Here is a 24463-nt window from a genome sequence, read left to right on the forward strand (position 1 = left end):
TAACGACGGCGCATCGACGGGTGTCCACGCCGAACGGCGATCACTCGTTCGGCGGAGCGGTTCAGAGCTCGTCGGGGAGGGTGTTCCAGAACATGAGCTCGTAGTCCTGGAACAGGCGCGCGTGCTCGCGGGCGCGGGACTCGGTGATGCGGCCCGCATCGAGCTCGGCCTGCACCACCGCCGCGGCCTGCTCGTCCGCACCGGGTGCCGGGGTGCCGAAGAGGTCGAAGAATTCACAGTCCGAATCCGACAGTCCGTACCGGGTGCGCAACGCCTGCGCCACCTCCGCGCAGTACGAGCCGAACGCGGCGAAGTTCGACACGATCGCCACCGCCGCGTCTCCCGGCTCGGCGTGCAGCGCGAGCCACGACATGTAGGCCGGGTAGGCCTGGCAACCGGCCTTCGGCCGGTAGTCCGCGACGTCCTGCTCGCTCCAGCCCAGCGCCGCCACCAGCTTCGGCAGCGCGCCCAGCGCCACCCCCTCCCCCGCGGCGAGCCCGGCGAAGAACTCGCGGGTGGGCCGGTCCGCGGCGCGCGCGGACAGGGTGAGGAAGCTGCGCCAGTCGCACGGCACGATGCGCGACTCCTCGGCCGCCAGCGCGGCCAGCACCGATCTCGGCGCGGAACCGGCCTGCACCAGCGGCACCAGCCGGTTCTCCCCCTCCCGCGGGGCGAGGTCGCGGTGAATCGAGTCCAGCAGGGCGCGGGCAGAATCGGTCATGCTCCGATGATCCCACGAACGCCCCGCACCGCGAACCGAAAACCCCTCCCCACAACGGAAAACGGACGGAACCGGATCAGTCGGACCCGAAGCTCATCGCGAAGTCCGTCAGTGCCGCGCTCGCCACCGGCCGCCGTCCGGCCAGCCATCCCAGCGGGCCGTCCGGGTCGAACCGCCACACCGCCGAGCACCAGACCGCCCCGGCCGCGCCGCGCACCGGCGTCTGCTGGAACTCGTGCAGGTCCTGGGCGACGCGGTAGGAGAACGGCCAGCGGCCGGGCAGCCGCGCGAACCGGGCGAACCCGGCGGACGCGATGCCGTCGGCCGCGCAGGAGGTGACGCGCGCGCCGGTGCGCCTGCGGAACTCGGCCCGCTCCTTGGGGATTCCCCACAACTCCCGGCCGCCCTGCAGGGATTCCGGGCTGTCCACCCAGATCTGGCTGATGTGCACCCGCGGCACCGCGCCGTCGCGGACCAGCACGGCCACGAGGAGCTCGTCGTACTCCAGGACGCTGCCCGGCCCGTAGCGAACCCACGCGGTGCCGACGAGGCCTCGGTCGCCGATCAGCACCGGTGGTGTCTCCAGCGGTACGCCCGGCAGCTCCACCTCCGGCAGCGACCACAGCGACAGGTGCAGGTCGCCGTGCAGCTCCCACGGTTCTGGTGGATAGGTCATCCGTTCTCCTGTTCGGGCGAGCACTTTCCGCGGGCGGGCTTTCCCGCCCCAGCACATCAGATCGGGCTCAGCGGCAACCGCAGCGCCCCGGGCGCCGCGGCGGGCACCACGGGGGCGGCCGGGACGCTGGGCTCGACCGGGCGGTACGGCTCGCCCAGCTCGGGGCGGCGGTCCGGTTCGCCCTTGTTCGGCCACAGCGCCATCGCGCGCTCGGCCTGCGCGGTGATGGTCAGCGACGGGTTCACGCCGAGGTTCGCCGAGATCGTCGAGCCGTCGACCACGTGCAAACCCGGGTACCCGTAGAGGCGGTGGTAGGCGTCGACCACGCCGTGCTCGGCGTCGGAGCCGATCGCGCAGCCGCCGATGAAGTGGCCGGTGATGGGGACGTTCGCCAGGTCCGCCCAGCTGCCCGCGGGCACCCCGCCGATCTTCTCGGCGACCGAGCGGGCCGCGGCGTGCCCGGCCGGGATCCACGTCGGGTTCGGTTCCCCGTCTCCCTGCTCGCTGCTGAGCTTGCGGCCGAACAGGCCGCGCTTGGTGCGCAGCGTCAGCGAGTTGTCCACCGCCTGCATCACCAGCAGCACGATCGTCTGCTGCGACCAGCGGCGCGGTGAGTGCAGCGTCGGCAGGTCCCGCCAGTGGCGCAGCATGTGCCGCAACCCCAGCAGGAACCGGTTGCGGCCGGGTTTCGGATCGACCAGCGCGGCCTCCAGCAGCGCCAGCAGGTTGCTGCCCTTGCCGTAGCGGACCGGTTCGATGTGCGTCGACGCGTCCGGGTGCACCGAGGACGTGATGGTGACGCCTTCGCTGAAGTCGCGTTCGTCGCCGCGGGCGCGGGCCGCGAGGATCTGCTCGGAGTTCGTGCGGCTGAGCAGCCCCAGCCGGGACGAGATGCCCGGCAGCGCACCGGAATCCCGCATCCGGTGCAGCAGCTTCTGGGTGCCCAGCGCCGAAGCGGAGAACACCACCTCCTGCGCGGTGAACGTGCGGCGCCGCTTGCGCAGCCGCCGCCCGGTGCGCACCGTCGAGACCGCGTAGCCGCCGCCGGGCAGCGGCCGCACCTCGGTGACCGTGGTCAGCGGGTGCACCTCGGCACCGGCGTTCTCGGCCAGGTGCAGGTAGTTCTTCGCCACCGTGTTCTTCGCGCCGTGCCTGCACCCGGTCATGCACTCGCCGCAGTGCAGGCAGCCCTGCCGCTTCGGTCCGGCGCCGCCGAAGTACGGATCCTCCGCGGTGGCACCGGGTTCGCCGAAGTACACGCCGACCTGCGCGCGGTGGAAGGTGTCGGCGATGCCGAGATCTTCGGCGGCGGCACGCATCGCCTCGTCCGCCGGGGTGTCCCGCGGGTTCTCGGCCACGCCGAGCATCCGCTTCGCCTGGTCGTAGTAGGGCGCGAGTTCCCGGCGCCAGTCGGTGATGCCCGCCCACTGCGGGTGCGCGTAGAACTCGGCCGGGGGCTCGTACAGGGTGTTGGCGTACACCAGCGATCCGCCGCCGACCCCGGCGCCGCTGAGGATCAGCACGTCCTTGAGCAAGTCGAACCGGAAGATGCCGTAGCAGCCGAGCTTCGGCAGGTACAGGTAGTCGCGCAGCCGCCACGAGGTCTTCGGGAAGTCCTCGTCGCGGAATCGTCTGCCCGCCTCCACCACCCCGACCCGGTAGCCCTTCTCGGTCAGCCGCAGCGCGGACACTCCGCCGCCGAAGCCGGAACCGATGACGAGCACGTCGTAGTCGTGGTCGGGCATGTGCACACCTCTCAGGGGGTCCGGGCCGCCGCCGGCCCTCTCGATCGCTGTGGAATTCGGGTCGGAGCGGCGGTCACGTGGTGGAAGCCGTCAGCACTTGGAAGTCGTTCAGGTCGGGGCACCGGGTGCGGCGCCGGTACTCGGTCATCGAGCCGGGCCAGTTGGTGCTGATCCGCCCGTCGGAGTCGCGGTACCAGCTGCGGCAGGAGGTCCACACGCTGTCCCGCAGCCGCCGCTGCATCTCGTGGTCGAACCGCTCCGCGGCGGTCGGGAGCACGTCCAGCGCGGCACCGGGGCGCCGGGCGAGCCTGCGCACCAGGCGCACCACGTACCTGGCCTGGCTCTCCAGCACGTGCACCACGGAGCCGGAGCCGAGGTTGGTGTTGGGTCCGTACATCACGAACATGTTCGGGAAGCCGGGCACCGCCATGCCCAGGTAGGCGCGCGCGCCCCGCTTCCACACCTCGTCGAGCCGGGCGCCACCGGCACCGGTGATGTCCACCGTGGACAGGAAGTGGCTCGCGTCGAACCCGGTCCCGAAGATGAGCACGTCCGCGGGATGCTCGACGCCGTCGGCGGTGCGCACCCCGTTCCGCGTGATCCGGTCGATCGCACCGCGCTCCAGGCGGACGCCGTCGCGGGAGAACGCCGGGTAGTACTCGCTGGAGAACAGCACCCGCTTGCAGCCGATCGGGTGGTCGGGCGCCAGGTCCGCGCGCAGCGGCTCCGCGGCCGCCTGTCTGCGGCGGTGGCCGCTCGCGACCAGCGTGAACACCTTGCCGATGCCCTGCGCGGTGGTCAGCCCGCGCCCGGCCGCTTCGAAGAACAGCCACACCCCGAACCGGCCGAGCGCCTGCGCGCCGGGGACGTGGCGGAACGCGAACCGGTGCCAGGACTGGTAACCGCGGTCCGGGCGGGGAACGATGTGCGGCGCCGAGCGCTGGTACACGGTCATCTCCCGCACCCGGTCGGCGATGGCGGGCACGAACTGCACGGCGCTCGCGCCGGTGCCGATCACCGCGACCCGCTTGTCCCGCAGGTCCAGCTGGTGGTCCCAGCGGGCGGAGTGGAACGCGGGACCGTCGAAGTCGTCCAGCCCCGGCAGCTTCGGCACGACCGGTTCGCTCAGCTGGCCTACGGCGGGCACCAGCACGTCCGCCTCGACGACGTCGCCGGATCCGGTGCGCAGCCGCCACTTCCGGGATTTCTCGTCGTAGTCGGCGGCTTCGATGGAGGTGTTCAGCCGCAGGTGCCGGGTCAGCCGGTTCTGCTCCACGCAACGCCGCAGGTACTGCAGGATCTCCGGCTGCTCGGCGAACCGGCGCCGCCAGGTCGGTTCCGGCTGGAACGAGTACGAGTACAGGTGCGAGGGCACGTCGCAGGCGGCCCCGGGATAGGTGTTGTCCCGCCACACCCCGCCCACGCCGGGGGCGCGTTCGAAGATCGTGAACGAGGTGTGGCCGGCACGCCGGAGCTGCGCGGCCACCGCGATGCCCGCGAACCCGCTGCCGATGATGGCGACATGGGGTTGGCGGATCGGTGACATGCGGGCTCCTCGTGGTCGTGCGCTGGGGACACGATCACGTTATGCCGGGTTTCACCTGTCCGGTCTGACGCCGACGGCCAGATCATTGATACTTTCGGACAGGGCGCCGACCACCGGGTTCCGGCCCGCTGCCGGGTCGATGCGACGTTCCGGGACGCGCGGTGGGCGCGGTTCAGCCCGCGGGCAGGGCGGTGCGCTGGACCTTGCCGGTGGCGCTGCGCGGCACCGCGCGCACCAGGTCGACCTGCCGCGGGACCTTGTGCCGGGCGAGGCGCTGGCGGACGAAGTCGACGATCTCCAGCGGGTGCAGCTCCGCGCCGGGGATGGGCACCACGAACGCGTGCAGCCGCTGGCCGAACTCCGGGTCGGCGATGCCGAGGACGGCGACGTCCTTCACGGCCTGGTGGGTGGCGATGAGGTTCTCCACCTCGGCCGGGAACACGTTCTCCCCACCCGAGATGATCATGTCGTCGGCGCGGCCGTCCACGAACAGCAGCCCGGATTCGTCGAAGTGGCCGAGGTCGCCGGTGTCCACCAGCCCGTCGATCTGCGGCCGCCCGAAGCCGGTGGTGTACCCGGTCGAGGTCAGCGTCCCGCCCGCGAAGATCCGCCCCAGCACCGCGGACCGGGTGATCCGCCGGTTCCCCGCGTCGTAGAGCCGCACCGCGCAGCCGTGCGGGCTGCGTCCCGCGGTGCCCGGTGCGCGGCGCTGCTCGGCCGGGGTGGCGACCGCGGCGACCGCGGCTTCGGTGGAGCCGTACAGGTTGTAGAGCACGTCGCCGAGCCGCTCCGCGGTGGCCCGCGCCAGCTCCGGGGCGAGCACCGAACCGGACACGATCACCACGCGCAGCCCGGACAGGGTGGTGCGCAGGAACTCCGGGTCGAGGTCCAGCAACCGCCGCAGCATCGTCGGCACCAGCACGACCGCGCGGCATCCGTGCGCGCGCACCGCGGTCGCGAGGCGCGCGGCGTCGAACCGGTGCCGCACCACCACGGCGCTGCCGAGTCCGAACGCGACGGTCAGCTGCGAGTACCCGATGGCGTGGAACAGCGGGGAGGCGATGAAGGTGGGTTCCCCGGCACGCAGCGGGATGCGGTCGAGGAATTCGGCGGCGCTCAGCGCGGAGCGGACCTGCCTGCGCGCCCCCTTGGGCCTGCCGGTGGTGCCGCTGGTGAGCAGCACGACGCTCGCCGGTCGCCGCGGCCGGGGGATCACGGGTTCTTCCGGGGACTGCTCGGCCTCCGCGAGCAAGCCGGTCAGCGTGGTGGTGCCGGGGCCGCCTTCCGCGGGCCAGGCCTCGAAGTGCGACACCCGGAGCCGGGTCCGGGCCACCAGCGGGGCGAACTCGCCGTCGGCGACGAGCGCGGCGGCCTGCTCGCGGGCGATCACGTCGGCGAGTTCGGGCGCGGCGAAGCCGGTGTTCAGCAGCACCACGTGCACGCCGAGCTTCCCGCAGGCCAGCAGCACCAGGACCAGCCAGCGGTGGTCCCGGCAGCACACCGCGATGGTGTGCTCGTCGTCGAAGCCGCGGTCGCGCAGCGCGACGGCCAGCAGGTCGGAGGCGCGGTCCAGTTCGGCGTAGGTGACCTCGCCGAGCTCGTCGACGAGGCCGACGGCGGCGGGCCGGGTCCGGGTGCTGTGCCGCAGTGCTCCGACCAGCGGACCCCAGGCGCGCACGTCGGCGAGTCCGCGCAGCGCGCGGCGGGGCGCCGTCGGCGAGGCCATGCCCGCTCTGGCCAGGACCCGCAACGCGCGCGTGCCGTGCCGCGTCCCGCCCGCGCCGTCCGTTCGCCCGTCTCGCACCATTCCCGCTCCCTCGCTCTGCGCACCGCAACCGGTGAAGATCGGGAACACCTATCGACCTCGCGCAGAGCGCGTCAAGTTAGCTGTTCGGACCGAGAATTTTCTTGTCACGCCGATGACAATCCCCGCGAGCACGTTCCGCCGAAAGGCGTAATCACTGCATCCCGGGCACCCGGGGCGGCCGGTCCGATCAGACCACTGAGGACTGCTATCGACGGCCCTCCGACCGACCCGCCGGACGGAAGCCGTTCCAGTGCGGTTCAACTCGCGTGCACCGACGGTCCACAGTGTCCGCACAGTGGACCGAACTCGTCCTGGCGACGCACCGTCACCGCGCCCGCGCCGACACGCCGGGGCATGTCGGGCCGGGTGCGCGGGCCCGGTCGGGGCAGACTCCTCCGCGACACCGATCGACGAGGAGCGGACATGCGACGAACGATGCTCACCGGGCTCGCCCTCGGCGTGCTGATCTCCACCGCGGCACCTGCTACCGCGGCCCCTGCCACCGCGGCCAGCGCCCCGGCACCGGAACCGGCGGAGGCCGCGCTGACCGCCCTGGTCGACCTCGCCGCGCAACGCCTGCTGCTGGCCGACGAGGTCGCCGCCGCCAAGTACGGCACCGGCGCCCCGATCGAGGACCCGCCGCGGGAGCGGGAGGTGCTCGACGCCGTCGCCGAACTCTCTACCGAGGCGGGGCTCGACCCGACGGACGGGGTCCGGTTCTTCCGGCACCAGATCGAAGCGGGCAAGGAGGTCCAGCGCGGCCTGTTCGCGGCGTGGGACGCGCACCCGGAGCTGCGGCCCGACCACCGCCCCGACCTCGGCGCGGACGTGCGGCCCGAACTGGACCGGATCAGTGCCGGCGCCGTGCGCGAGCTGCGCAGGACCGAGCCCGTGCGGGAACCCACCGACGAGTGCCGGCTCGACCTCGCCGCCGCCGCGGTCAGCGCCGTGTTCGGGCACCGGCTGGACGCGCTGCACCGCGGCGCCCTCACCGAGGCCGTCGGGACGATCTGCGAATGACCACCTGAACACGCCCCGACCTGCGGGTATCGATGTTCCTTGTCGGCGCACGCGAAACTCGTGTTTCCCGGTTCCGCGCGGTGCTGCCTAGCGTCGGTGGTGCACCGGCGAAGCGCGCCGGTCGACCGAGCACGGCAGGAGGGCGAGATGGCCGAGCACACGCTGAACGGCAAGGTCGCGGTGGTCGCGGGCGGCGGCAAGAACCTCGGAGGGCTGATCAGCACCAAGCTCGCCGAAACCGGGGCGAAGGTCGTGGTCCACCACCACTCCGAGTCCTCGAAGGACGACGCCGAGCGCACCGCCGAGGCCGTCCGCGCGGCGGGCTCCTCGGCGGTCGTCGTCGCGGGCGACCTGACCCGCGTCGAGGACGTGCAGCGGCTGTTCGACGCCGCAGTCGACGAGTTCGGCGGGGTGGACGTCGCGGTGAACACCACCGGCATGGTGCTGCGCAAACCGATCGTCGAGACCTCCGAGGAGGAGTACGACCGGATGTTCGGCATCAACGCCAAGGCCGCGTACTTCTTCCTGCAGGAGGCGGGCCGCCGGATCAACGACAACGGCAAGATCATCAGCTTGGTGACCTCGCTGCTGGCGGCGTTCACCGACGGCTACTCCACCTACGCGGGCGGCAAGGCTCCGCTGGAGCACTTCACCCGGGCCGCGGCCAAGGAGTTCGCCGACCGCGGCATCTCGGTGAACAACATCGCCCCGGGCCCGATGGACACCCCGTTCTTCTACCCGCAGGAGACCCCCGAACGGGTCGAGTTCCACAAGTCGCAGGCGCTCGGGAACCAGCTCACCAAGATCGAGGACATCGAGCCGCTGGTCCGCTTCCTGGCCACCGACGGCTGGTGGATCACCGGGCAGACGATCTTCGCCAACGGCGGTTACACCACCCGCTGACCGGACCGCCCACGAGGGTGGAGCAGGATCGGGGCGGCCGGAGCGGGGGGCCGGCCGCCCCGAGCGAGGGCGGCCCGCCTGACCGGCGGCACGTGACGAGGACGGGAGGCCGGACGTGGGACTGGACCTGCGCAAGCTGGAGCACCTCGTCGCCGTCGCCGAAGAAGGCGGGTTCACCAGGGCCGCGGCGCGGCTGCACCTCACCCAGCAGGCGCTGAGCACCTCGGTGCGCAGCCTCGAACGCGAGGTCGGAGTCCCGCTGCTGCGCCGCGACACCGGCGGCGTCACCCCGCTGCCCGCCGGGCAGGCGCTCATCGACGACGCCCGCGTCCTGCACGGCATCGCCCGTTCCGCGCTGCACCGCGCCCGCCGCATCGGGCGCGGCGGCGCGGAGACGCTGCGGGTCGGGCACACCCCGGCGGTGACCAGCGACGAGGTGACCGCGCTGGTGCACACCGCGCTCGCGGAACTGCCCGGGCTCGGCACCGAGGTGCACCAGCACTACCCGCAGCGGCTGGCCGACGACCTGCTCGGCGGCGACCTCGACCTCGGGCTCTGCCGCGGCATGCACCCGCAGCACGGGCTGACCCGCAGCACCCTCCGCCAGGACCGGCTCTCGCTGGCCGTCGCCGCCGAGCACCACCTGGCCGACCGAGACCACGTCGAGCTCACCGAACTCGCTGCGGAACGGCTCGTCGTCTGGGGCGATCCGGGGCGGTCCGGCTACACCGACCTGCTGCTGGAGCACTGCCGCCGCGCCGGGTTCGAACCGGAGCACCTGCGCAACCCGATCCAGGGCACCCCGCCGGTCACCGCCGTGATCGGCACCGGGTACGTGGCGCTGGTGACCGCGCCGCCCGGGCCCGCCGCGGGCGGGCGGACCCGGGTGGTGGAGCTGCGCCCCGCGCTGTTCGCGCCGCTGCACGCGCTGTGGCCGGCGCACCTCGCCCACGACCTGCGCGACGCGTTCCTCACCGCCACCCTGTGACCCGCCCGGCAGGTCTCGGCTTTCCGCTCAGCCGACGTCCGCCCGGGCGACCGGCACCGCCGCGGGTTCCCCGTCTCGCGACGACGGCGACATCGCCGTGGTGGGCACGCATCGGACATCGCGGCCGCACCGGGAGAACGGGCAGCGAGCAGACCACTGGAGTTCCGCCACCTCGGTGTCACCCGGCAGAAGCGGACGGACGGGCAGGCACCGCGTGAACGGCCGCACGCGAAGTCACCACTGGTACGGCAGGAACTTCCCGTCCAAGGTCACCACGACCCGGTCGCCCTGCGGATCTTCGACCCGGCTGACGTCGAGCCGGAAGTTGATCGCGCTCATGATGCCGTCGCCGAACTCCTCGTGGATCAGCTCCTTGATCGTCGGCCCGTAGACCTGCAGCACCTCGTAGAAGCGGTACATCGTGGGATCGGTCGGCACCGCCTCGTCCAGCGCTCCCCTGGTCGGCTGCAGGCGCAGCGCGTGCAGCACGTCCGGTCCCAGCTCCAGCAGTTCCACCGCGGCGCGCGCCTCCGGCTCCGGCATCGGGTGCTGGCCCAACAGCGCCGCCGTCGTCCACGCGACCGGGCGGCCGACCGCCTCCGCCAGCTGCGCCCAGGTCACGCCGAGCTCGACCTTCTTCGCCCGGACCGCGGCCGCCGCCTCCTGCTTGCTGGTCATGCGCACTCCCGTCCCACCCGGTCGCCCGGGCGTCAGCTGATCCATCCCGGCCATCCTCACCCGAAACCGGTGGCCGAGTCATCCGGCCGTGGGTCGTTCGCTCATCCGGCCGGGCCCTCGGGACGCCGTTAGCCTCCGGACCACGAGCCGTTCTCGGAGGGGGGAGCTCGCCTCGTGACTCAGCCACCGCACCGACTCCTGCTGGTCAGCGCCACCATCGGGGAAGGGCACAACGCCACGGCGCGGGCCGTGGAAGAGGCCGCCCGCGCCCGCTGGCCGGAATGCACCGTCACCTGGGTGGACGCGCTGCAGGTGATGGGTTCCTGGGTGCCCGCCGCCTTCCAGCGCATCTACGTCACCAACGTCGAACGCACCCCCTGGCTGTACGACTTCTTCTACGCCGCGCTGTGGCGGCAGCGCTGGTTCGCCGACGGCTGCCGCCGGTTCGTCGGCTCCTGGTGCGGGCGCAGGCTGCGGCCCGTGCTGGCCGAGCACCGCCCTGATCTGGTCGTGTCCACCTACCCGCTGGGGACCGCGGGGCTGGACTGGCTGCGCGGGCGCGGCGAGCTCGACGTGCCGATCGCGGCGGTGATCTCCGATTTCGCACCGCACCCGTTCTGGGTGTACTCGCGCATCGACCTGCACTACGTGATGAGCGAGAACGGGCTGCGCGCCGCGCGCCGCGCCCAGCCGCGCTCGGTGCACGCGGTGAGCGCCCCGCCGGTGGAGCGCCGGTTCCGGCCGCGGGACAAGGCGGCGGCCCGCCGCGACTGCGGACTGCCCCCCGAAGGGCGGGTGCTGCTGATCTCGTGCGGTTCGCTCGGCTTCGGTTCCGTGGAGCGGGCCGCCGACGCGGCGCTGCGCACCGCGATCGACCGGGTGGTGGTGCTGTGCGGCCACAACGGAACGCTGCTGCGGCGGCTGCGGGACCGCGCCGACCGGGACCCGCGGCTGCTGCCGCTGAGCTGGGTGCGCGCCGTGCCCGACTACACCGCGGCCGCCGACGTGGTGGTCACCAACGCGGGCGGTGCCACGGCGTTGGAGGCGCTCGCGTGCGCGCGGCCGGTGCTCATGGTGGAACCGATCGCCGGGCACGGCCGCGCCAACGCGGAGCTGATGGCCGAGGACGGGCTCGCCGAGCTGTGCGAGGACGCGGACGCGCTGGCCGGGGCGCTGCAACGCCTGCTCGACGAGCCGGGAGCGCTGCACGCGGCCGAGCAGCGGGTGCACGAGCACCTGCGGGACACCGGCCGGTTCGCCGACCAGGTCGCCGCCCTCGCCGACCTGCGCCCGCAGCCGCGGTCGCGCCGGTTGCGCGGGCAGGACGCGTTCTTCGTGCACGCCGCCACCCCGGAGGTGCCGCAGCGCACCGGTGCGGTGCTGACCCTGAGCGATCCGGACCGGGTGATGACGACCGCGGACTGGATCGACCACCTCGGCGGTCTGATCACCCGCCGGGCCCCGCGGCTGCCGATGCTGCACCACCGGATCAGCGGTGGCCGCCGGATCCCGGTTCGCGAGCTCTCGGTCCCCGAGCACCTCGGCCACCAGGAGCTCAGCGGCGAACCCGGCGAACGGGAGCGGGTGGAACGGGAGTTCTTCACCGCCCCGCTGCGCGCCGACCGGCCGCCGTGGGCGATGAAGGTGCTGCGCGAACCGGGATCGGCGCAGGTCGTGCTGCTGGTGTCGATGCACCACGCGCTCGGCGACGGGCTGGTGATGACCTCGACGCTGCTGCGGCTGCTCACCGACGACCCCCGGGAGGAGGAGCCGCCCGCCGGCCCGGAGCCGACCGGCCCGCGGCGGGCGCTGGTGGTGCTGCGCGGGGTGCTCGGGCTGGTCGCCGCGAACGCGGTGCCCGCGGGGCGACCGGCGCGGCGCAGCACCTCGTCCCGCCGCTTCGCGTGGGTGGAGCTCCCCACTGATCAGGTGCGCCGCACCGCGGCCGCGCACCGGGTCAGCCGCACCGCCCTGCTGCTGGCGGTGCTGGCGGAGGCGCTGCACCGGATGGACGAGAACGACACCACGCAGCGCTCGCTGCGCGCGATGGTGCCGCGCGGCACCGGGCGCGGCGCCCGGTGGTTCGGCAACCACGCGGCGGGGGTCGCGGTGGACCTGCCGCTGGGGCCGATGTCGCCGCGCCGGCGCCTCTCCGAGATCGCCGCTCGGCTGGACCGGGCGCAGCGCGGCGGCAGGCCGATCGCCGCGGCCGCGGTGCTGAGCGCGCTGGGCGTGCTGCCCGCGCCGCTGCACGCGAAGGCGGTCCGGTCGATGTACCGGGGCCGGTTCTTCCAGGCCATCGTCTCGATCATGCCCGGCCGGTCCGAGGAGCCGCGGATCGCCGGTGCCCGGTTGCACACCGTGCACCCGGTGCTCCCGTTGGCCACCGGGGTGGGCCTGGCGCTCGGCGTGATCCACTGGGCCGAGCACACCGGCATCGGCATCACCACGGATCCCGGTTCGTTCCCGGACGTGGACGAGTTCGCCGACCGGTTCCGGCAGGCCTTCGCCGCGCTCGGCGACCCGGCACCGGTGGGCGTCGGCTCGTGAGCTCCACGGGCACGATGCTGGGGGTCGCGGTCCCGGCCGCCGTGCTCGGCGCGGCCGGGTTCGGCCTGGCCAGCGCGGTGCAGCAGCGCGCCACCAAGCAGGTGCCGACCAGCCGCACGCTCGATCCGCGGCTGCTGTGGGACCTGGTACGCAAGCCGATCTGGCTGCTGAGCATCGGCACGGTGCTGGCCGGGCTGTCGCTGCAGATGGTGGCGCTGGCGTTCGGTCCGCTGGTGCTGGTGCAGCCGCTGCTGGTGACCTCGGTGCTGTTCGGCGCGGTGTTCGCGGCGGGCATGGCGCACCGCAGGCTGGACCGGGTGCTGGTGCTCGGGGCGCTGGCGGTGATGGCAGGGCTGGCGGCGTTCCTGCTGCTGGCGAGGCCCACCGGTGAGGGCACGGGGTTCACCACGACGACCGATGTGCGGCCGCTGGCGGTGGTGCTGGCGCTGGTGGTGCTGGCCTGCGTGCTCACCGCGAACCGGTTCCCCGGGGAGGTGCGGGTGCTGGCGCTGGCGCTGGCCACCGGGGTGCTCTACGGCGTGACGGCGGGCCTGATCAAGGTGGTGGCCGAGCAGCTGCGGCACGGCGGCATCGCGGAACCGTTCACGCATCCGACGCTGTACGTGGTGTGCGCGCTGGGGCCGGTGGGGTTCCTGCTGAGCCAGAACACCTTCCAGCAGGGCCGGTTCATCTCCCCCGCCCTCGCGGTGATCACCGCGGCCGATCCGCTGGTGGGGATGGCGATCGGGGTGAGCTGGCTCGGTGAACGCGTCGAGACGGCGCCGGGCGCGCTGGTGGGGCAGGCGCTGGCCGGGGTGGTGCTGATGGCGGGGATCTGGGTGCTCACGCACCGCGGCGAGCACCTGCGCAGGGCCATCGAGGAGGGCTCCGGGTGAGGTCCCGGACCGCGCTGGTGACCGGCGCGTCCTCCGGCATCGGCGCCGCCCTGGCGCTGGAGCTGGGCGCGTCGGGGTGGGATCCGGTGCTGGTGGGCCGGGACCGGGAGCGGCTGGTCGCGGTGGCGCGGCGCAGCGGCGGTCGGGCGCTGGTGGCGGACCTGGCCGATCCGGACGCGGTGCGCCGGGTAGCGGAGGTCGCCGCCGACACCGATCTGCTGATCAACAACGCCGGGGCGGGGTGCGCGGGCCCGCTGCCGGAGATGTCGGCGGGTCGGATCGCGGAGCTGGTCGCGCTGAACCTCACCGCCCCGCTGCAGCTGACCCGCGCCGCGCTGCCCGGGTTGGCGGCGCGCGGCGGGCGGGTCGGGTTCGTCTCCTCCATCGCCGCGACCGGGGTGCGGCAGGAGGCCGTGTACTCGGCGACGAAGGCGGGGCTGCGGGCGTTCGCGGCGAGCGTCGCGCACGAGGGCGTGCCGGTGACCACCGTGTTCCCCGGGCTGGTCGCCACCCGCTTCTTCGCAGGCCGTGCCGCCCCGGTGCGCCGGTTCCCGCGGCCGGTCCCGCCGGAGCGGGTGGCGCGGGTGCTGCTGCGGGCGCTGGAGGCGGGCACCGCAGAGGTGTTCGTACCGAGCTGGCTGGGCCTCGCCGCCCGGGTGCACGGCGCGCTGCCCGCCACCTTCCACCGGCTGGCCCACCGCTTCGGTTGAGGGCCGCGCACGGGAACGGCCCACCGACCCGGACGGATCGGTGGGCCGTGGGCCGCGCGGTGCTCAGGCCGTGCGGGCGAACCGCAGCGTGATCCCTTCACCGCGCAGTTCGCGCCGCAGCCACCAGATGGAGGCGATCGCCGCCACCGCGACCAGGCTGAACGAGCCGGCCGTGCTGGCCAGCAGGAAGTGCCCGATGGTCGCCTGGGCGAGCGCCCACAGCGTGGTGAACCCGTTGATCGTGAACACCAGCGCCCACAGCAGCGACACCCGCCGGAAGAACCGCTGCACCCGGGCGTTGCCGATCAGCGACGGCGGCAGGATGCAGAAGTCGTCGGCGAGCTTCGCGATGAGCGTGCGCTCGAACAGCAGCGACCCGAGGAACAGCACCGCCACCAGGAAGTTCTGCAGGCTCGGTTCCAGGAAGTACAGGAACGAGCTGTTCGTGGCGAACCCGACGACGGTCCGCACCACCAGCACCCCGGTGGTCAACATCAGCACCAGCGGCACCTGCAGCCGGAGCACGAGGCGGACGGCGACGGCGCCGACCCCCCAGACCAGTGCGGCGATCAGGCCACCGGTCAGCCCGGTGAAGGTGAACAGGACGTAGAACAGCACCAGCGGTGCGAGAACCGTTTCGCCCAGGTGCTTGGCGGCGTGCCACAGGTGCGATGGGAGCGCGTCGAGGTGCACGACCTGCGATGGCTGCTTCATTCGTATCGGTGTCCGTCGTCGGGGGCGGGACCACAAGGGTAACCGCATCGTTGCTGATCAACAGGGGTGCGGGTGGTATCCCTCACCCTTTCAGGGCACGAATCGATTCGCGTAGTGAACCCATCGTGGCCAGTACCGCGGTCGGTTCGTAACCGCAATGCGCCATGCAGTTGGCGCACCGCGGGTCCCGGCCGCGGCCGTAGGACTCCCAGTCGGTCTCGTCCACGAGCTCCCGGTAGCTCTGCACGTACCCGTCGCCCATCAGGTAGCAGGGTCGCTGCCAGCCGTGCAGCGAGTAGGACGGGATCGCCCACGCCGTGCAGCCGAAGTCGACCTTCCCCTCCAGGAAGTCGAGGAACCGCGGCGAGTGGTTGAACCGCCACTTCTTGCGCCTGCCGTCGGCGAAGACCTTCGCGAACAGCTCGCGGGTCTCGGTGACGCCGAGGAAGTGCTCCTGATCCGGCGCCTTGTCGTAGGCGTAGGCGGGCGAGAGCATCATCTGGTCGACTTCGAGCTCGTCGTTGAGGTAGTCGAGCACCTCGATCACCGACGCGGGCGTGTCGGTGCTGAAGAACGTGCTGTTGGTGGTGACCCGGAAGCCGCGGCGCTGCGCGTCCCGCACGTTCGCCACCGCCTGGTCGAACACGCCCTGCTTGCACACCGAGGCGTCGTGGCGCTCCTGCAGCCCGTCGATGTGCACCGCCCAGGAGAAGTACGGGGACGGCGTGAACTTGTCGATCTTGCGGGGCATCAGCAGCGCGTTGGTGCACAGGTAGACGAACTTCTTGCGCCGCACGAGCTCGGCGACCATCACCTCGATCTCGGGGTGCATCAGCGGTTCGCCGCCTGCGATGGAGACGACGGGGGCGCCGCACTCCTCGACGGCGGCCAGCGCCCGGTCCACCGGCATCCGCTGCTTGAGCACGCTGGCGGGGTGCTGGATCTTGCCGCAGCCGGCGCAGGCCAGGTTGCAGGCGAACAGCGGTTCGAGCTCCAGGGTGAGGGCGAACTTCTCGCGTCGCGCGAGCTTCTGCCGCACGAGGTAGGAGCCGACGCGAACGGCTTGGCGCATCGGAATTCCCATGTCAGTACCTCCAGCACGGTTCGGGTGGGGGCGGGACGCCGGGTCGTCACCGCGGTCGGTCGGGTGCGGTGCGCCGACATCGGTGCGGGGACGCGGCCCACGCGGTCACGACGGGAGCGAGCCGCCGCAGCCGCAGCAGGGCGCGCACCCCGCGGCCGGGGGTGCGCGGGTGCAGCAGCGGGGTCCGCGCGGTGTCGACGACGACCCGCACCACGGCGCACAGCCGCTCCCCCGCCGAGCGGGCCAGGGCTGCGGATTCCATGTCCACCGCCACCACGCCCGTGGTGGCCAGGGCGGCGCGTTCGGCACCGCCGACCACGTGGTCGGCGCTGGCGACCGGGCCGACGAGCACCGGGAATCCGGCGGCGCGCAACCGGGCGGCCAGCGCGTGCGCGGCGGGCAGCCGGACGGTGCCTGCCTCGTCGCGGATCTCGTCGGCGACCACGACGGCTCCGGGCCCGGTCGCACCGACTCCCCCGGCCAGGCCGAGCACGACCGGCGCGTCACCGGGCCCCAGCGGGACCCCGGCGATGGTGCGCGCGCTGCGCCACGGGCCGAGCCCGGTGCGCAGCACCGGCGAGGTGGTCGCGCCGCGCAGCGCGGCCGCCTCGCAGCGCAGCGGCGCGCACAGCAGCACCCGGGGACCGGTGGGGGCTCCCCGGGTCCGCCGCTGCGCCGCCGCGTTCACCGCCACGCCCCGATCACCGCTCGGCGACCGCGCGCTCGTACCGGCCGAGCGCGGTGAGCGGGAAGATCAACCGGTACAGGTGGTAGTTGATCGAGAAGTCGCCGGGGAACCCGGTGCCCGTGTAGTGCGGTTCGTCCCAGGTGCCGTCCGCGCGCTGGGTGGCGGCCAGGTGCTCGACGCCGTTGCGCACCGCGTCGGTGGTGTGCCTGCCGAGCGCGAGCAGCGCCATCAGCGCCCACCCGGTCTGCGAGGCCGTGGAGGTGCCGACGCCGATCCAGCGCTCGTCGGTGTAGGAGCGCATGTCCTCGCCCCAGCCCCCGTCGGCGTTCTGGTGCTGCTCCAGCCAGCGCGCCGCGCGCCGCAACGACGGGTGGTTCGCGGGCACGCCGGCCTCGATCAGCGCGGGCACCACCGCCCCGGTGCCGTACACGTGGTTGGCGCCCCAGCGGCCGAACCAGGAGCCCCCGGATTCCTGGTTCTCCAGCAGCCACCGGACTCCGGCGCGCACCGCCGGGTCGTCGCGGTGTCCGACCGCGGACAGCGCCTCCACCACGTGCGCGGTGACGTCGGCCGACGGCGGGTCGATGACCTCGCCGAAGTCGCAGAACGGCAACCTGGTGACGAGCTTGCGGGTGTTGTCCGCGTCGAACGCGCCCCAGCCGCCGTCGCGGGACTGCATGCCGCGCAGCCAGTGCACGCCGCGGTCGATGGCGCGCCGCAGCTCGCCCGGCTTGCTGTGCTCGACGCGGTTGAGCGCCAGCAGCGCCACCGCGGTGTCGTCGGTGTCCGGGTAGCCGTCGTTCTCGAACTCGAAGGCCCACCCGCCGGGCGCCAGGTTCGGCCTGCGCACCGACCAGTCGCCGGTGACCCGGACCTCCTCGTCGAGCAGGTAGTCCGCGGCGCAGCGCAGCGCCGGGTGGTCGGCGGGCAGCCCGGAGTCGCGCAGCGCCTGCACGGTCAGCACGGTGTCCCACACCGGCGACTGGCAGGCCTCCAGCCTGCGCACCGGCCCGTCCGGGGTCTGCTCGTGCACGGTGAACCCGTCGAGCCCGGCGATGCCCTCCCGCAGCACCGGGTGCTCCAGCGGGTAGCCGAGCAGGTGCAGCGCCAGCAGCGAATACACCCACGGCGGCTGGATGCCGCCCCACGACCCGTCGGCCTCCTGGCGGGCCACGATCCACTCGGCGGCGCGGCGCATCGACAGTTCCCGCAGCGAGCGCAGCGGACGGCGCTGGTAGCGGTGCAGCACCGCGTCGAGCGCGTGGAACGCCCGGTCCCACGGGCCGGTGGAGCGCTGCGGGACGCGTCCGGTGCGCAGCTCCCCGACGCTCACCCCCAGGTCGCGGCGCGGCCGCAGCGTGCACACCACGGTCAGCGGCACCACGGTCTGCCGGGCCCAGCACGCCCAGTCGGCGAGGTTCAGCGGCACCGACGCGCCCAGCAGCACCACTTCCGGCGGCATCGCGGGCAGCTCGTCCCAGGACCACTCGCCGAACAGCGCCAGCCAGATCCGGGTGAACACCCGGGTCGCCTCGATGCCGCCGTGGGTGAGGACCCAGCTCCGGGCCGCCACCATGTGCTCGGCTTCGGGATCGTCACCCGCGAGCTTGAGCGCGGTGTAGGCCTCGACGGTGGTGGACAGGTCGCCGGGTCCGCCGAAGAACGTCGCCCAGGTGCCGTCCTCGCGCTGCTGGGAGCGGATCCAGCGCGCGGTGCGCTCGGTCTCGGCGGGCGTGCGGATGCCGAGGAACTGGCGCATCAGCAGGTCTTCGGCGTCCATCGTGACGTTGGTCTGCAGCTCCCCCTTCCACCAGCCGTCGGTGTCCTGCAGGGACAGCAGGTGCTCCTGGGCCGACAGCAGGGCCGCGTGCGCGCGGACGCCGCTGCCCAGCGGCAGGTCCGGCAGGGTCTGCTCGTCGGTCCCGGATCGGGTCAGCTGTTCGGTCACCATTGCCTCCGCACGATGAATTCCGCGAGTTCGGTCAGGGCGTCCACCGCGGCGCAGGTCCGGCCGCCGGTGGGCAGTTGCGCGAGCGCGGCGGTGAGCCTGCGTTCGCATTCGGTCTCGGCCCATTCCTTCGACCCGGCCTGCCGCACGAGGTCGGCGGCGAGTTCGGCGCGGTCGCCGACGAGTTGCTCGGGTTCCTGGTAGAGCCGGTGCAGCCGCTCCCCTGCCGCGGTACCGGAGGTGAGGGCGTGCACGACGGGCGCGGTCTTCTTCCGCGCCCGCACGTCGGAGAGCACCGGCTTGCCGGTGGTCGCCGGGTCTCCCCACAGGCCGAGCAGGTCGTCGACGAGCTGGAAGGCCATGCCCAGCTCCTCGCCGAAGGTCCGCAGCCGGGCGACGACGGCGGTGTCGGCGCCCGCGGCGAGCGCGCCGAGCCCGCAGGCGCAGCCGAGCAGCGCCGCGGTCTTGCCCTCGACCATCCGCAGGCATTCGCCGAGCCCCACGTCGTGCCGCCGTTCGAAGTCGAGGTCGGCGGCCTGCCCGACGATGAGCCGTCCGGTGGCGGAGCCGAGCATCCGCACCGCGTCGGCGGCGTGCGCGGCGGGCGCGTCGACGAGGACGCTGGTGCCGAGCGCGAGCAGCGCGTCCCCGGCCAGCAGCGCGGCGGGCCTGCCGAACACCGTCCAGGCCGTGGGCCGGTGCCGCCGGGAGGTGTCGTCGTCCATCAGGTCGTCGTGCAGCAGCGAGAAGTTGTGCACCAGCTCCACCGCGGCGGCTTCCCGGAACGGCGCGGGCGCGTCGTCGACGGCGGCGGCCGCGGCGAGCAGCACCAGCGCGGGCCGCAGCGCCTTGCCGGTGCGCCCGTCGGGGCTGCCGTCGGCGTGCACCCAGCCGAAGTGGTATTCGCAGACCAGCCGGGTGTGCTCGTCGAGTTCGCCGACCGCGGCTCGCAGCGCGGGCTCCACCTGCCGCCGCGAGGTGGTCAGCGCGCTGGGGACGGCAATGGTCATCGGGACACCTCCACGCCCGCTCGCCGGGCGTCGCCGGTGGCCGCCCGCAGGACGCGCGCGGCCCGTTCTCCGCTGCGCACAGCGCCTTCGAGCGTGTCGGGCCAGCCGGTGGCGGTCCACGCACCGGCGAGCACCAGGCCGGGGATCCCGGTGTCCGCCGGGGGCCGCAGCGCTCGCGTCCCGGGGGCCTGGTCGAAGGTCGCGCGCGGTTCGCGGGTGACGAAGAAATCCGCCACGTGCGCCTGCCGGGCCGCGGGCAGCAGGTCGTTCAGCGCGGGCAGGAACAGCTCGCGCAGCTCGTCGGTGCGCCGGTCGAGCAGTTCCTGCGCCGCGGACAGCGAGATCGCCAGGTACTGGCCGTGCCGGGCGCCTGCGATCGAGGTCCGGTCGAACAGCCACTGCACCGGCGAGTCGAGCGCCGCGGCCATCGGCTCGGCCAGCACCGCCCGGTCGTAGTGCACGTGCACGTTGACGATGGGCGCCGCCCCGAGCCCGGCCCAGCGAGCAGCCGCGGGCAGCGGCAGCCCGGACAGCAGTGCGGTGGCGTGCTGGTGCGGCACGGCCAGCACCACCGAGTCGGCGTTGAGCACGTCGTCGCCGCCGCGCCCGCGCACGGGCACCCGCCAGCCCAGCTCGTCCCGCCGCAGCCCGAGCGCCTTGGTGCGCAGCAGCACCCGCACGCCCGCGGCGTGCAGCGCTCGTTGCGCGGCGGTGTCGTGCAGCGCGCCGAGCGGGCGGCGCGGGAGGCCGATGTCGGCGGAGTCGGTGCCGTCGAGCACCCCGGTGCGGAACACCTTCACCGCCAGCGCCAGCGAGGACCGGTCGGGTTGCGCGTTGAGCGCGGCCACCGACAGCAGCCCCCACAACGCGTCGACGGCGCGCGCCGATTCACCGCGGGTGCGCAGCCAGTCCCCGAAGCTGTGCTCGTCGAGTTCCGGGTCGGCCGGGTCCAGCGCGCGCAGCGCGAGCGCGGTGCGCGCGGCACCGAGGCGTTCGGCGGGCGAGAGCGCGCGGTAGCCGAGCAGCGCGGGCGCCAGGTGCAGCGGCGGCGGTGCGTGCCAGCGCCGCAGCACACCGCTCGGCGCATCGGGCCGCAGCACCGGGATCCGCAGCTTCGGCTGCACGCGGATGCCGTCGGCGACGCCGAACCTGCGCAGCAGCGCGCGGTAGGCGGTGTAGCAGCGCAGGATCACGTGCTGCCCGGTGTCGACGTCGAGGTCGCCGCGCCGGAAGGAGCCGGCCGCGCCGCCGAGCCGGGGCCGCGCTTCCAGCAGCGTCACCGCGAACCCCTGGTCGGCGCAGCGCAGCGCCGCGGTGAGCCCGGCCAGGCCACCGCCGATGACGAGCACGCTGCGGGTCACGGTGCCATCCCCGCCAGGGAGCGGGCGGCCACGCCCGCCTTGCGCCAGGCCGGTAGCGAGGTGCGCCGCCGCAGGGCGCGGGAGGGCTGGGCGGCGATGGCCTGCAGCACCTCGTGGTAGATCCCGGACATCGATGCGCAGCAGGCCCGGCTGCGCCGGTCGAGCATCGGCAGCAGCGCGAAGCCCTCCCGGTACCACTGCTCGGCGCGGCCGACCTCGAACCGGACGAGCCGGGCGAGCCCGTCCGCGTCGCTCGCGACCGGGCCGGGTTCGCCGGGCACCAGGTGCACGCCGAAGCGCTGCAGGTCCTCGGCGGGCAGGTAGACGCGCCCGTTGCCGTGGTCCTCGCGCACGTCGCGCAGGATGTTGGTGAGCTGCAGGGCGACGCCGAGGGAGTCGGCGCGGCGTTCGGCCACCGCCCGGTCGGCGGTGCCGAACACCGCGAGCGAGAGCCTGCCGATGGAGCCCGCGACGCAGCGGCAGTAGTGCCGCAGGTCGTCGAAGGTCAGGTACTTGGTGCCGCGTACGTCGGCTTCGCACCCGTCGATGAGCTCGTCGAACGCGGACATCGGCAGCGCCAGCCGCGATTCGGCGTCGGCCAGCGCCACCAGCACCGGGTCGCCGGACCGCGGGCTCGCGTGGTGCAGCGCGGTGCGGGCTTCGGAGAGCAGCCGCAGCTTCTCGGGGGCGGGCAGGTCGCCGTCGCCGAGGTCGTCGACGCGGCGGGCGAACGCGTACACCGCGGACAGCGCCCGCCGCTTGGGTCCCGGCAGCAACCTGATCCCGTAGGAGAAGTTGCGCGCGCGTTCGCGGGTGATCCGCTCGCACTCCCGGTACGCCTCCGGAACCGAGGTGGTCACCAGGTACCTCCTGACAGCAGCAAGCGCACCGCTTCGACGGCGGTGCGGGCGCGGGCGGGGGTCACGTCGCCGCCGAGCGGGTCGAACCGGGCGGCGCTGAAGGCGTGCACGGTGGCGCGCCCGCCCGCCACGTACCCGGCGACGGCGAGCCGCGCGGGCATCGGCAGCCTGCCGACCAGGGGCGCGCCGGATTCGAGCATCCGGTGCGCGCGCACGACCTGGAAGCGCAGCAGCGCCCGCCAGTGCTCGGGGGCCCGGTCGGCTTCCAGTTCCGCGGGCGAGCAGCCGTAGTGCCGCAGATCCGATTCGGGCAGGTAGACGCGGCCGGCGCGGTGGTCCTCGCGGACGTCCTGGCAGTGCTCGAGGATCTGCAGCGCGGTGCAGATCCGGTCGGACAGGGCGACCAGGTCGGGCCGGGCGCAGCCGAAGACGTGCAGCACGGATTCGCCGACGGGGTTGGCGGAGAGCGCGCAGTAGTCGACGAGCTCCGCGAAGGTGCGGTAGCGGCGCACGTGCTGGTCGCGCCGGTTGGCGTCGATCAGCCGCACCAGCACCTCCTGGGGCAGGCCGCAGTCGCGGAGGGTGGGGGCGAGCGCTCTGAGCAGCGGGAGCCGCGGGATGCCGCGGTAGGCGTGGCCGAGGTCGGCTTCGAGGTGGTCGAGCAGGGCTTCGCGGTTGCCGGGCGCGTCGTCCCCGGCGTAGTCGACGAGCCGGAAGTAGCCGTAGAGCGCCATCAGGTGGGTGCGGGGGCCGCGCGGCAGCACGCGGGCGGCGACGGGGAAGTTCTCGCCGTCGGCCCGCGCGAGCACGGCCGCGCTGTCGGGCAGCTGCGCCGCGAAGTCCGGCACCCGCGCGGTGGTGCGCTCGTGGGCGGGTCGTCCACGAGCCCGTGACATGTCCACAATGGCCCCCTCACCCGCCTGCGACCTGGGTGGTCCGGCAAGACTAGGACCGGCACCGGTCGCCACGCAGGGTGGAGGAACTCCTTCGTGTGGTGAAGGGAATTCGCGTTACCCGATTCAGTCCACAGTGGACTTGATGGGCGGTGGGTGCAAGACACCCAGGAACCGCGCGGCCTCCCACCCGGCGTCGACCCGGCGGCATGCTCGGCGGGACGAACGCGATCGGGAGGAGCGGACATGACCGCGAAGCAGGAGCCGGTGGACGTGGTCGGCATGTGGGTGACCGCCGACGGGCACATCCGCCAGGAGCTGCGGGCCGACGGGCGCTACGACGAGGCCCGCGGGAACCGGGCGAGCGCCTACACCGGCAGCTACACCGTCACCGGCAGTCACCTCGACTACGTCGATGACACCGGGTTCACCGCGACCGGTGACATCCGCGGCGGAATCCTCTACCACGAGCACCTGGTGCTCCACCGGGAAGGATGAACGCGGCCGGTCGCGGGTGGTACCGGGAACAACGTCCGCTCGTTGATCGTTGAGCCGGGGGGCCGCGACCGGTCCGCCGCACGTCGACAGGAGGAGCAACAGTGGAGTACCGCCAGCTGGGACGATCCGGACTGCGAGTCTCGACGCTGACCTTGGGCACGATGACCTACGGCGGTGAGGGCAAGTTCGCCGACCTCGGCAACGTGGACGTCGACGGCGCCAAGCGGCAGATCGACATGTGCCTGGACGCCGGGGTCAACCTCATCGACACGGCGAACATGTACTCGGCCGGCCTGGCCGAGCAGATCGTCGGCAAGGCGATCGCGGGCAAGCGCGACGACGTGCTGATCTCCACCAAGGTCCGGATGGTCATGGGCGACGGACCCAACGACGCCGGGCTCTCCCGGCACCACATCATCTCGCAGGCCGAGGCCAGCCTGCGCAGGCTCGACACCGACCACATCGACCTCTACCACGTGCACGAGTGGGACGGGCAGACCCCGCTGGAGGAGACCCTCGAGGCGCTGGACACGCTGGTCCGCTCCGGGAAGGTCCGCTACCTGGGGGTGTCCAACTACGCGGGCTGGCAGCTGGTCAAGGCGCTGGGGCTGGCCGACCGGCTCGGCTACCAGCGGTTCGTGGCGAACCAGATCTACTACTCGCTGGAGAGCCGGGACGCCGAGTACGAGCTGATCCCCGCCTCGATCGACCAGGGTCTGGGCGTGCTGGTGTGGAGCCCGCTGGCCGGCGGGCTGCTGTCCGGCAAGTACCGCCGCGGGCAGCAGGCCACCGATGGCAGGCACCTCGTGGAGGACTGGAACGAGCCGCCGGTGCGCGACCCCGAGAAGCTCTACGACACCATCGAGGAGGTCGTGGACATCGCCTCCGCGCACGGGGTGTCCCCGGCGCAGATCTCGCTGGCCTACCTCCTGCGCAAGCCCGGCGTCACCTCGCTGGTCATCGGCGCGCGCAAGGACGAGCAGCTGCGGGACAACCTCGGCGCGACCGAAGTCGAGCTCAGCGACGACGAGTTCCGGAAGCTCGACGAGATCAGCAAGCCGTACCTGATCTACCCGCACTGGCACCAGGCCCTGAGCGCCTCCGAGCGGTTCGGCGCACCGGACCGCGCGCTGCACGGCTGATCGTCCCCGGCCCATCGGGCCGGAT

22 protein-coding genes are annotated in these 24463 nt (G+C 73.4%); 8 read left to right on the forward strand and 14 right to left on the reverse strand.

Annotated features, from left to right (window positions below; genetic code table 11):
- Positions 1-61: 61 nt before the first annotated feature.
- The 5 genes from AC29IT_RS03105 to AC29IT_RS03125 all read right to left on the reverse strand — a co-directional run bounded on the left by AC29IT_RS03105 (position 62) and on the right by AC29IT_RS03125 (position 6495).
- Entirely contained in the window at positions 62-721 is a 660-nt protein-coding gene (locus tag AC29IT_RS03105; RefSeq protein WP_488217732.1) for a thiaminase II/PqqC family protein, read from the reverse strand.
- Positions 722-797: 76 nt separating this feature from the next.
- A complete protein-coding gene (locus tag AC29IT_RS03110) occupies positions 798-1397 on the reverse strand; it encodes an acetoacetate decarboxylase family protein (RefSeq protein ID WP_358438010.1) in 600 nt (199 codons plus the stop codon).
- 56 nt (positions 1398-1453) lie between these two features.
- Positions 1454-3142, reverse strand: a complete 1689-nt coding sequence (locus tag AC29IT_RS03115; protein WP_488217733.1) for a GMC family oxidoreductase N-terminal domain-containing protein — start codon at positions 3140-3142, stop codon at positions 1454-1456.
- Between the two features lie 73 nt (positions 3143-3215).
- A complete protein-coding gene (locus tag AC29IT_RS03120) occupies positions 3216-4688 on the reverse strand; it encodes a flavin-containing monooxygenase (protein ID WP_488217734.1) in 1473 nt (490 codons plus the stop codon).
- Between the two features lie 172 nt (positions 4689-4860).
- Complete coding sequence (locus AC29IT_RS03125; RefSeq protein ID WP_488217735.1) at positions 4861-6495, reverse strand: AMP-binding protein; 1635 nt, start codon at positions 6493-6495, stop codon at positions 4861-4863.
- 423 nt (positions 6496-6918) lie between these two features.
- Here AC29IT_RS03125 and AC29IT_RS03130 point away from each other — a divergent pair, with 423 nt between their 5' ends.
- The 3 genes from AC29IT_RS03130 to AC29IT_RS03140 all read left to right on the forward strand — a co-directional run bounded on the left by AC29IT_RS03130 (position 6919) and on the right by AC29IT_RS03140 (position 9406).
- On the forward strand, positions 6919-7515 hold the full coding sequence (locus AC29IT_RS03130; protein WP_488217736.1) for a chorismate mutase: 597 nt from the start codon (positions 6919-6921) through the stop codon (positions 7513-7515).
- Between the two features lie 147 nt (positions 7516-7662).
- The gene (locus AC29IT_RS03135) at positions 7663-8418 is read left to right on the forward strand and encodes an SDR family oxidoreductase (protein ID WP_488217737.1); all 756 of its coding nucleotides are present in this window, start codon (positions 7663-7665) and stop codon (positions 8416-8418) included.
- 115 nt (positions 8419-8533) lie between these two features.
- Positions 8534-9406: a LysR family transcriptional regulator gene (locus AC29IT_RS03140; RefSeq protein WP_488217738.1), complete on the forward strand. Its 873-nt coding sequence runs from the start codon at positions 8534-8536 to the stop codon at positions 9404-9406.
- Positions 9407-9640: 234 nt separating this feature from the next.
- Here AC29IT_RS03140 and cynS read toward each other — a convergent pair whose 3' ends face one another.
- Positions 9641-10084, reverse strand: a complete 444-nt coding sequence (gene cynS, locus AC29IT_RS03145) for a cyanase (RefSeq protein ID WP_488217739.1) — start codon at positions 10082-10084, stop codon at positions 9641-9643.
- Between the two features lie 174 nt (positions 10085-10258).
- On the opposite strand from cynS, the gene AC29IT_RS03150 reads away from it, so the two are divergent.
- The 3 genes from AC29IT_RS03150 to AC29IT_RS03160 are packed head-to-tail and all read left to right on the forward strand — an operon-like array spanning position 10259 to position 14240.
- The gene (locus AC29IT_RS03150) at positions 10259-12634 is read left to right on the forward strand and encodes an MGDG synthase family glycosyltransferase (protein WP_488217740.1); all 2376 of its coding nucleotides are present in this window, start codon (positions 10259-10261) and stop codon (positions 12632-12634) included.
- Positions 12631-13530, forward strand: a complete 900-nt coding sequence (locus tag AC29IT_RS03155) for a DMT family transporter (protein WP_358438034.1) — start codon at positions 12631-12633, stop codon at positions 13528-13530. Before AC29IT_RS03150 ends, AC29IT_RS03155 begins: the two co-directional genes overlap by 4 nt.
- Positions 13527-14240 (forward strand): SDR family NAD(P)-dependent oxidoreductase, encoded by a 714-nt coding sequence (locus tag AC29IT_RS03160; protein ID WP_488217741.1) that lies wholly within the window; start codon positions 13527-13529, stop codon positions 14238-14240. The genes AC29IT_RS03155 and AC29IT_RS03160 overlap by 4 nt, the downstream gene beginning before the upstream one ends.
- 63 nt (positions 14241-14303) lie before the next feature.
- Here the strand turns inward: AC29IT_RS03160 and AC29IT_RS03165 are convergent, their stop codons facing one another.
- The 8 genes from AC29IT_RS03165 to hpnC form a co-directional block, all read right to left on the reverse strand.
- Positions 14304-14954: a VC0807 family protein gene (locus tag AC29IT_RS03165; RefSeq protein ID WP_358438039.1), complete on the reverse strand. Its 651-nt coding sequence runs from the start codon at positions 14952-14954 to the stop codon at positions 14304-14306.
- Positions 14955-15036: 82 nt separating this feature from the next.
- Entirely contained in the window at positions 15037-16038 is a 1002-nt protein-coding gene (gene hpnH, locus AC29IT_RS03170) for an adenosyl-hopene transferase HpnH (protein ID WP_358438041.1), read from the reverse strand.
- A 46-nt stretch (positions 16039-16084) separates the two neighbouring features.
- Entirely contained in the window at positions 16085-16732 is a 648-nt protein-coding gene (locus AC29IT_RS03175; RefSeq protein ID WP_488217742.1) for a phosphorylase family protein, read from the reverse strand.
- Positions 16733-16739: 7 nt separating this feature from the next.
- Positions 16740-18677 (reverse strand): squalene--hopene cyclase, encoded by a 1938-nt coding sequence (shc, locus tag AC29IT_RS03180; protein ID WP_488217743.1) that lies wholly within the window; start codon positions 18675-18677, stop codon positions 16740-16742.
- Positions 18671-19684, reverse strand: a complete 1014-nt coding sequence (locus AC29IT_RS03185; RefSeq protein ID WP_488217744.1) for a polyprenyl synthetase family protein — start codon at positions 19682-19684, stop codon at positions 18671-18673. Before AC29IT_RS03185 ends, shc begins: the two co-directional genes overlap by 7 nt.
- Positions 19681-21045 (reverse strand): hydroxysqualene dehydroxylase HpnE, encoded by a 1365-nt coding sequence (hpnE, locus tag AC29IT_RS03190; protein WP_488217745.1) that lies wholly within the window; start codon positions 21043-21045, stop codon positions 19681-19683. Before hpnE ends, AC29IT_RS03185 begins: the two co-directional genes overlap by 4 nt.
- Positions 21042-21908 carry a presqualene diphosphate synthase HpnD gene (gene hpnD, locus AC29IT_RS03195; protein ID WP_488217914.1) on the reverse strand — a complete coding sequence of 289 codons (867 nt, stop codon included), beginning with the start codon at positions 21906-21908 and terminating at the stop codon, positions 21042-21044. The genes hpnE and hpnD overlap by 4 nt, the downstream gene beginning before the upstream one ends.
- Positions 21902-22801, reverse strand: coding sequence for a squalene synthase HpnC (gene hpnC / locus AC29IT_RS03200; RefSeq protein WP_358438052.1), 900 nt, complete (start codon positions 22799-22801; stop codon positions 21902-21904). The genes hpnD and hpnC overlap by 7 nt, the downstream gene beginning before the upstream one ends.
- 243 nt (positions 22802-23044) lie before the next feature.
- Between hpnC and AC29IT_RS03205 the strand changes: the two genes are divergently transcribed.
- Together AC29IT_RS03205 and AC29IT_RS03210 are read left to right on the forward strand one after the other, a co-directional pair.
- Positions 23045-23296, forward strand: coding sequence for an Atu4866 domain-containing protein (locus AC29IT_RS03205; protein WP_358438054.1), 252 nt, complete (start codon positions 23045-23047; stop codon positions 23294-23296).
- A gap of 101 nt (positions 23297-23397) precedes the next feature.
- A complete protein-coding gene (locus tag AC29IT_RS03210) occupies positions 23398-24438 on the forward strand; it encodes an aldo/keto reductase (protein ID WP_488217746.1) in 1041 nt (346 codons plus the stop codon).
- The last annotated feature ends 25 nt before the right edge of the window (positions 24439-24463 follow it).

Source organism: Saccharopolyspora sp. MMCC62, assembly GCF_057736575.1.

Bases quoted from the DNA above. Each gene is read 5' to 3' on its own strand.
- AC29IT_RS03135 (WP_488217737.1), top strand. From the start codon at position 7,663: ATGGCCGAGCACACGCTGAACGGCAAGGTCGCGGTGGTCGCGGGCGGC.
- AC29IT_RS03205 (WP_358438054.1), top strand. From the start codon at position 23,045: ATGACCGCGAAGCAGGAGCCGGTGGACGTGGTCGGCATGTGGGTGACC.
- shc (WP_488217743.1), bottom strand. From the start codon at position 18,677: ATGGTGACCGAACAGCTGACCCGATCCGGGACCGACGAGCAGACCCTG.
- AC29IT_RS03105 (WP_488217732.1), bottom strand. From the start codon at position 721: ATGACCGATTCTGCCCGCGCCCTGCTGGACTCGATTCACCGCGACCTC.
- AC29IT_RS03125 (WP_488217735.1), bottom strand. From the start codon at position 6,495: ATGGTGCGAGACGGGCGAACGGACGGCGCGGGCGGGACGCGGCACGGC.
- AC29IT_RS03120 (WP_488217734.1), bottom strand. From the start codon at position 4,688: ATGTCACCGATCCGCCAACCCCATGTCGCCATCATCGGCAGCGGGTTC.
- AC29IT_RS03110 (WP_358438010.1), bottom strand. From the start codon at position 1,397: ATGACCTATCCACCAGAACCGTGGGAGCTGCACGGCGACCTGCACCTG.
- hpnC (WP_358438052.1), bottom strand. From the start codon at position 22,801: ATGTCACGGGCTCGTGGACGACCCGCCCACGAGCGCACCACCGCGCGG.
- AC29IT_RS03115 (WP_488217733.1), bottom strand. From the start codon at position 3,142: ATGCCCGACCACGACTACGACGTGCTCGTCATCGGTTCCGGCTTCGGC.
- cynS (WP_488217739.1), bottom strand. From the start codon at position 10,084: ATGACCAGCAAGCAGGAGGCGGCGGCCGCGGTCCGGGCGAAGAAGGTC.
- AC29IT_RS03165 (WP_358438039.1), bottom strand. From the start codon at position 14,954: ATGAAGCAGCCATCGCAGGTCGTGCACCTCGACGCGCTCCCATCGCAC.
- AC29IT_RS03130 (WP_488217736.1), top strand. From the start codon at position 6,919: ATGCGACGAACGATGCTCACCGGGCTCGCCCTCGGCGTGCTGATCTCC.
- hpnH (WP_358438041.1), bottom strand. From the start codon at position 16,038: ATGGGAATTCCGATGCGCCAAGCCGTTCGCGTCGGCTCCTACCTCGTG.
- AC29IT_RS03185 (WP_488217744.1), bottom strand. From the start codon at position 19,684: ATGACCATTGCCGTCCCCAGCGCGCTGACCACCTCGCGGCGGCAGGTG.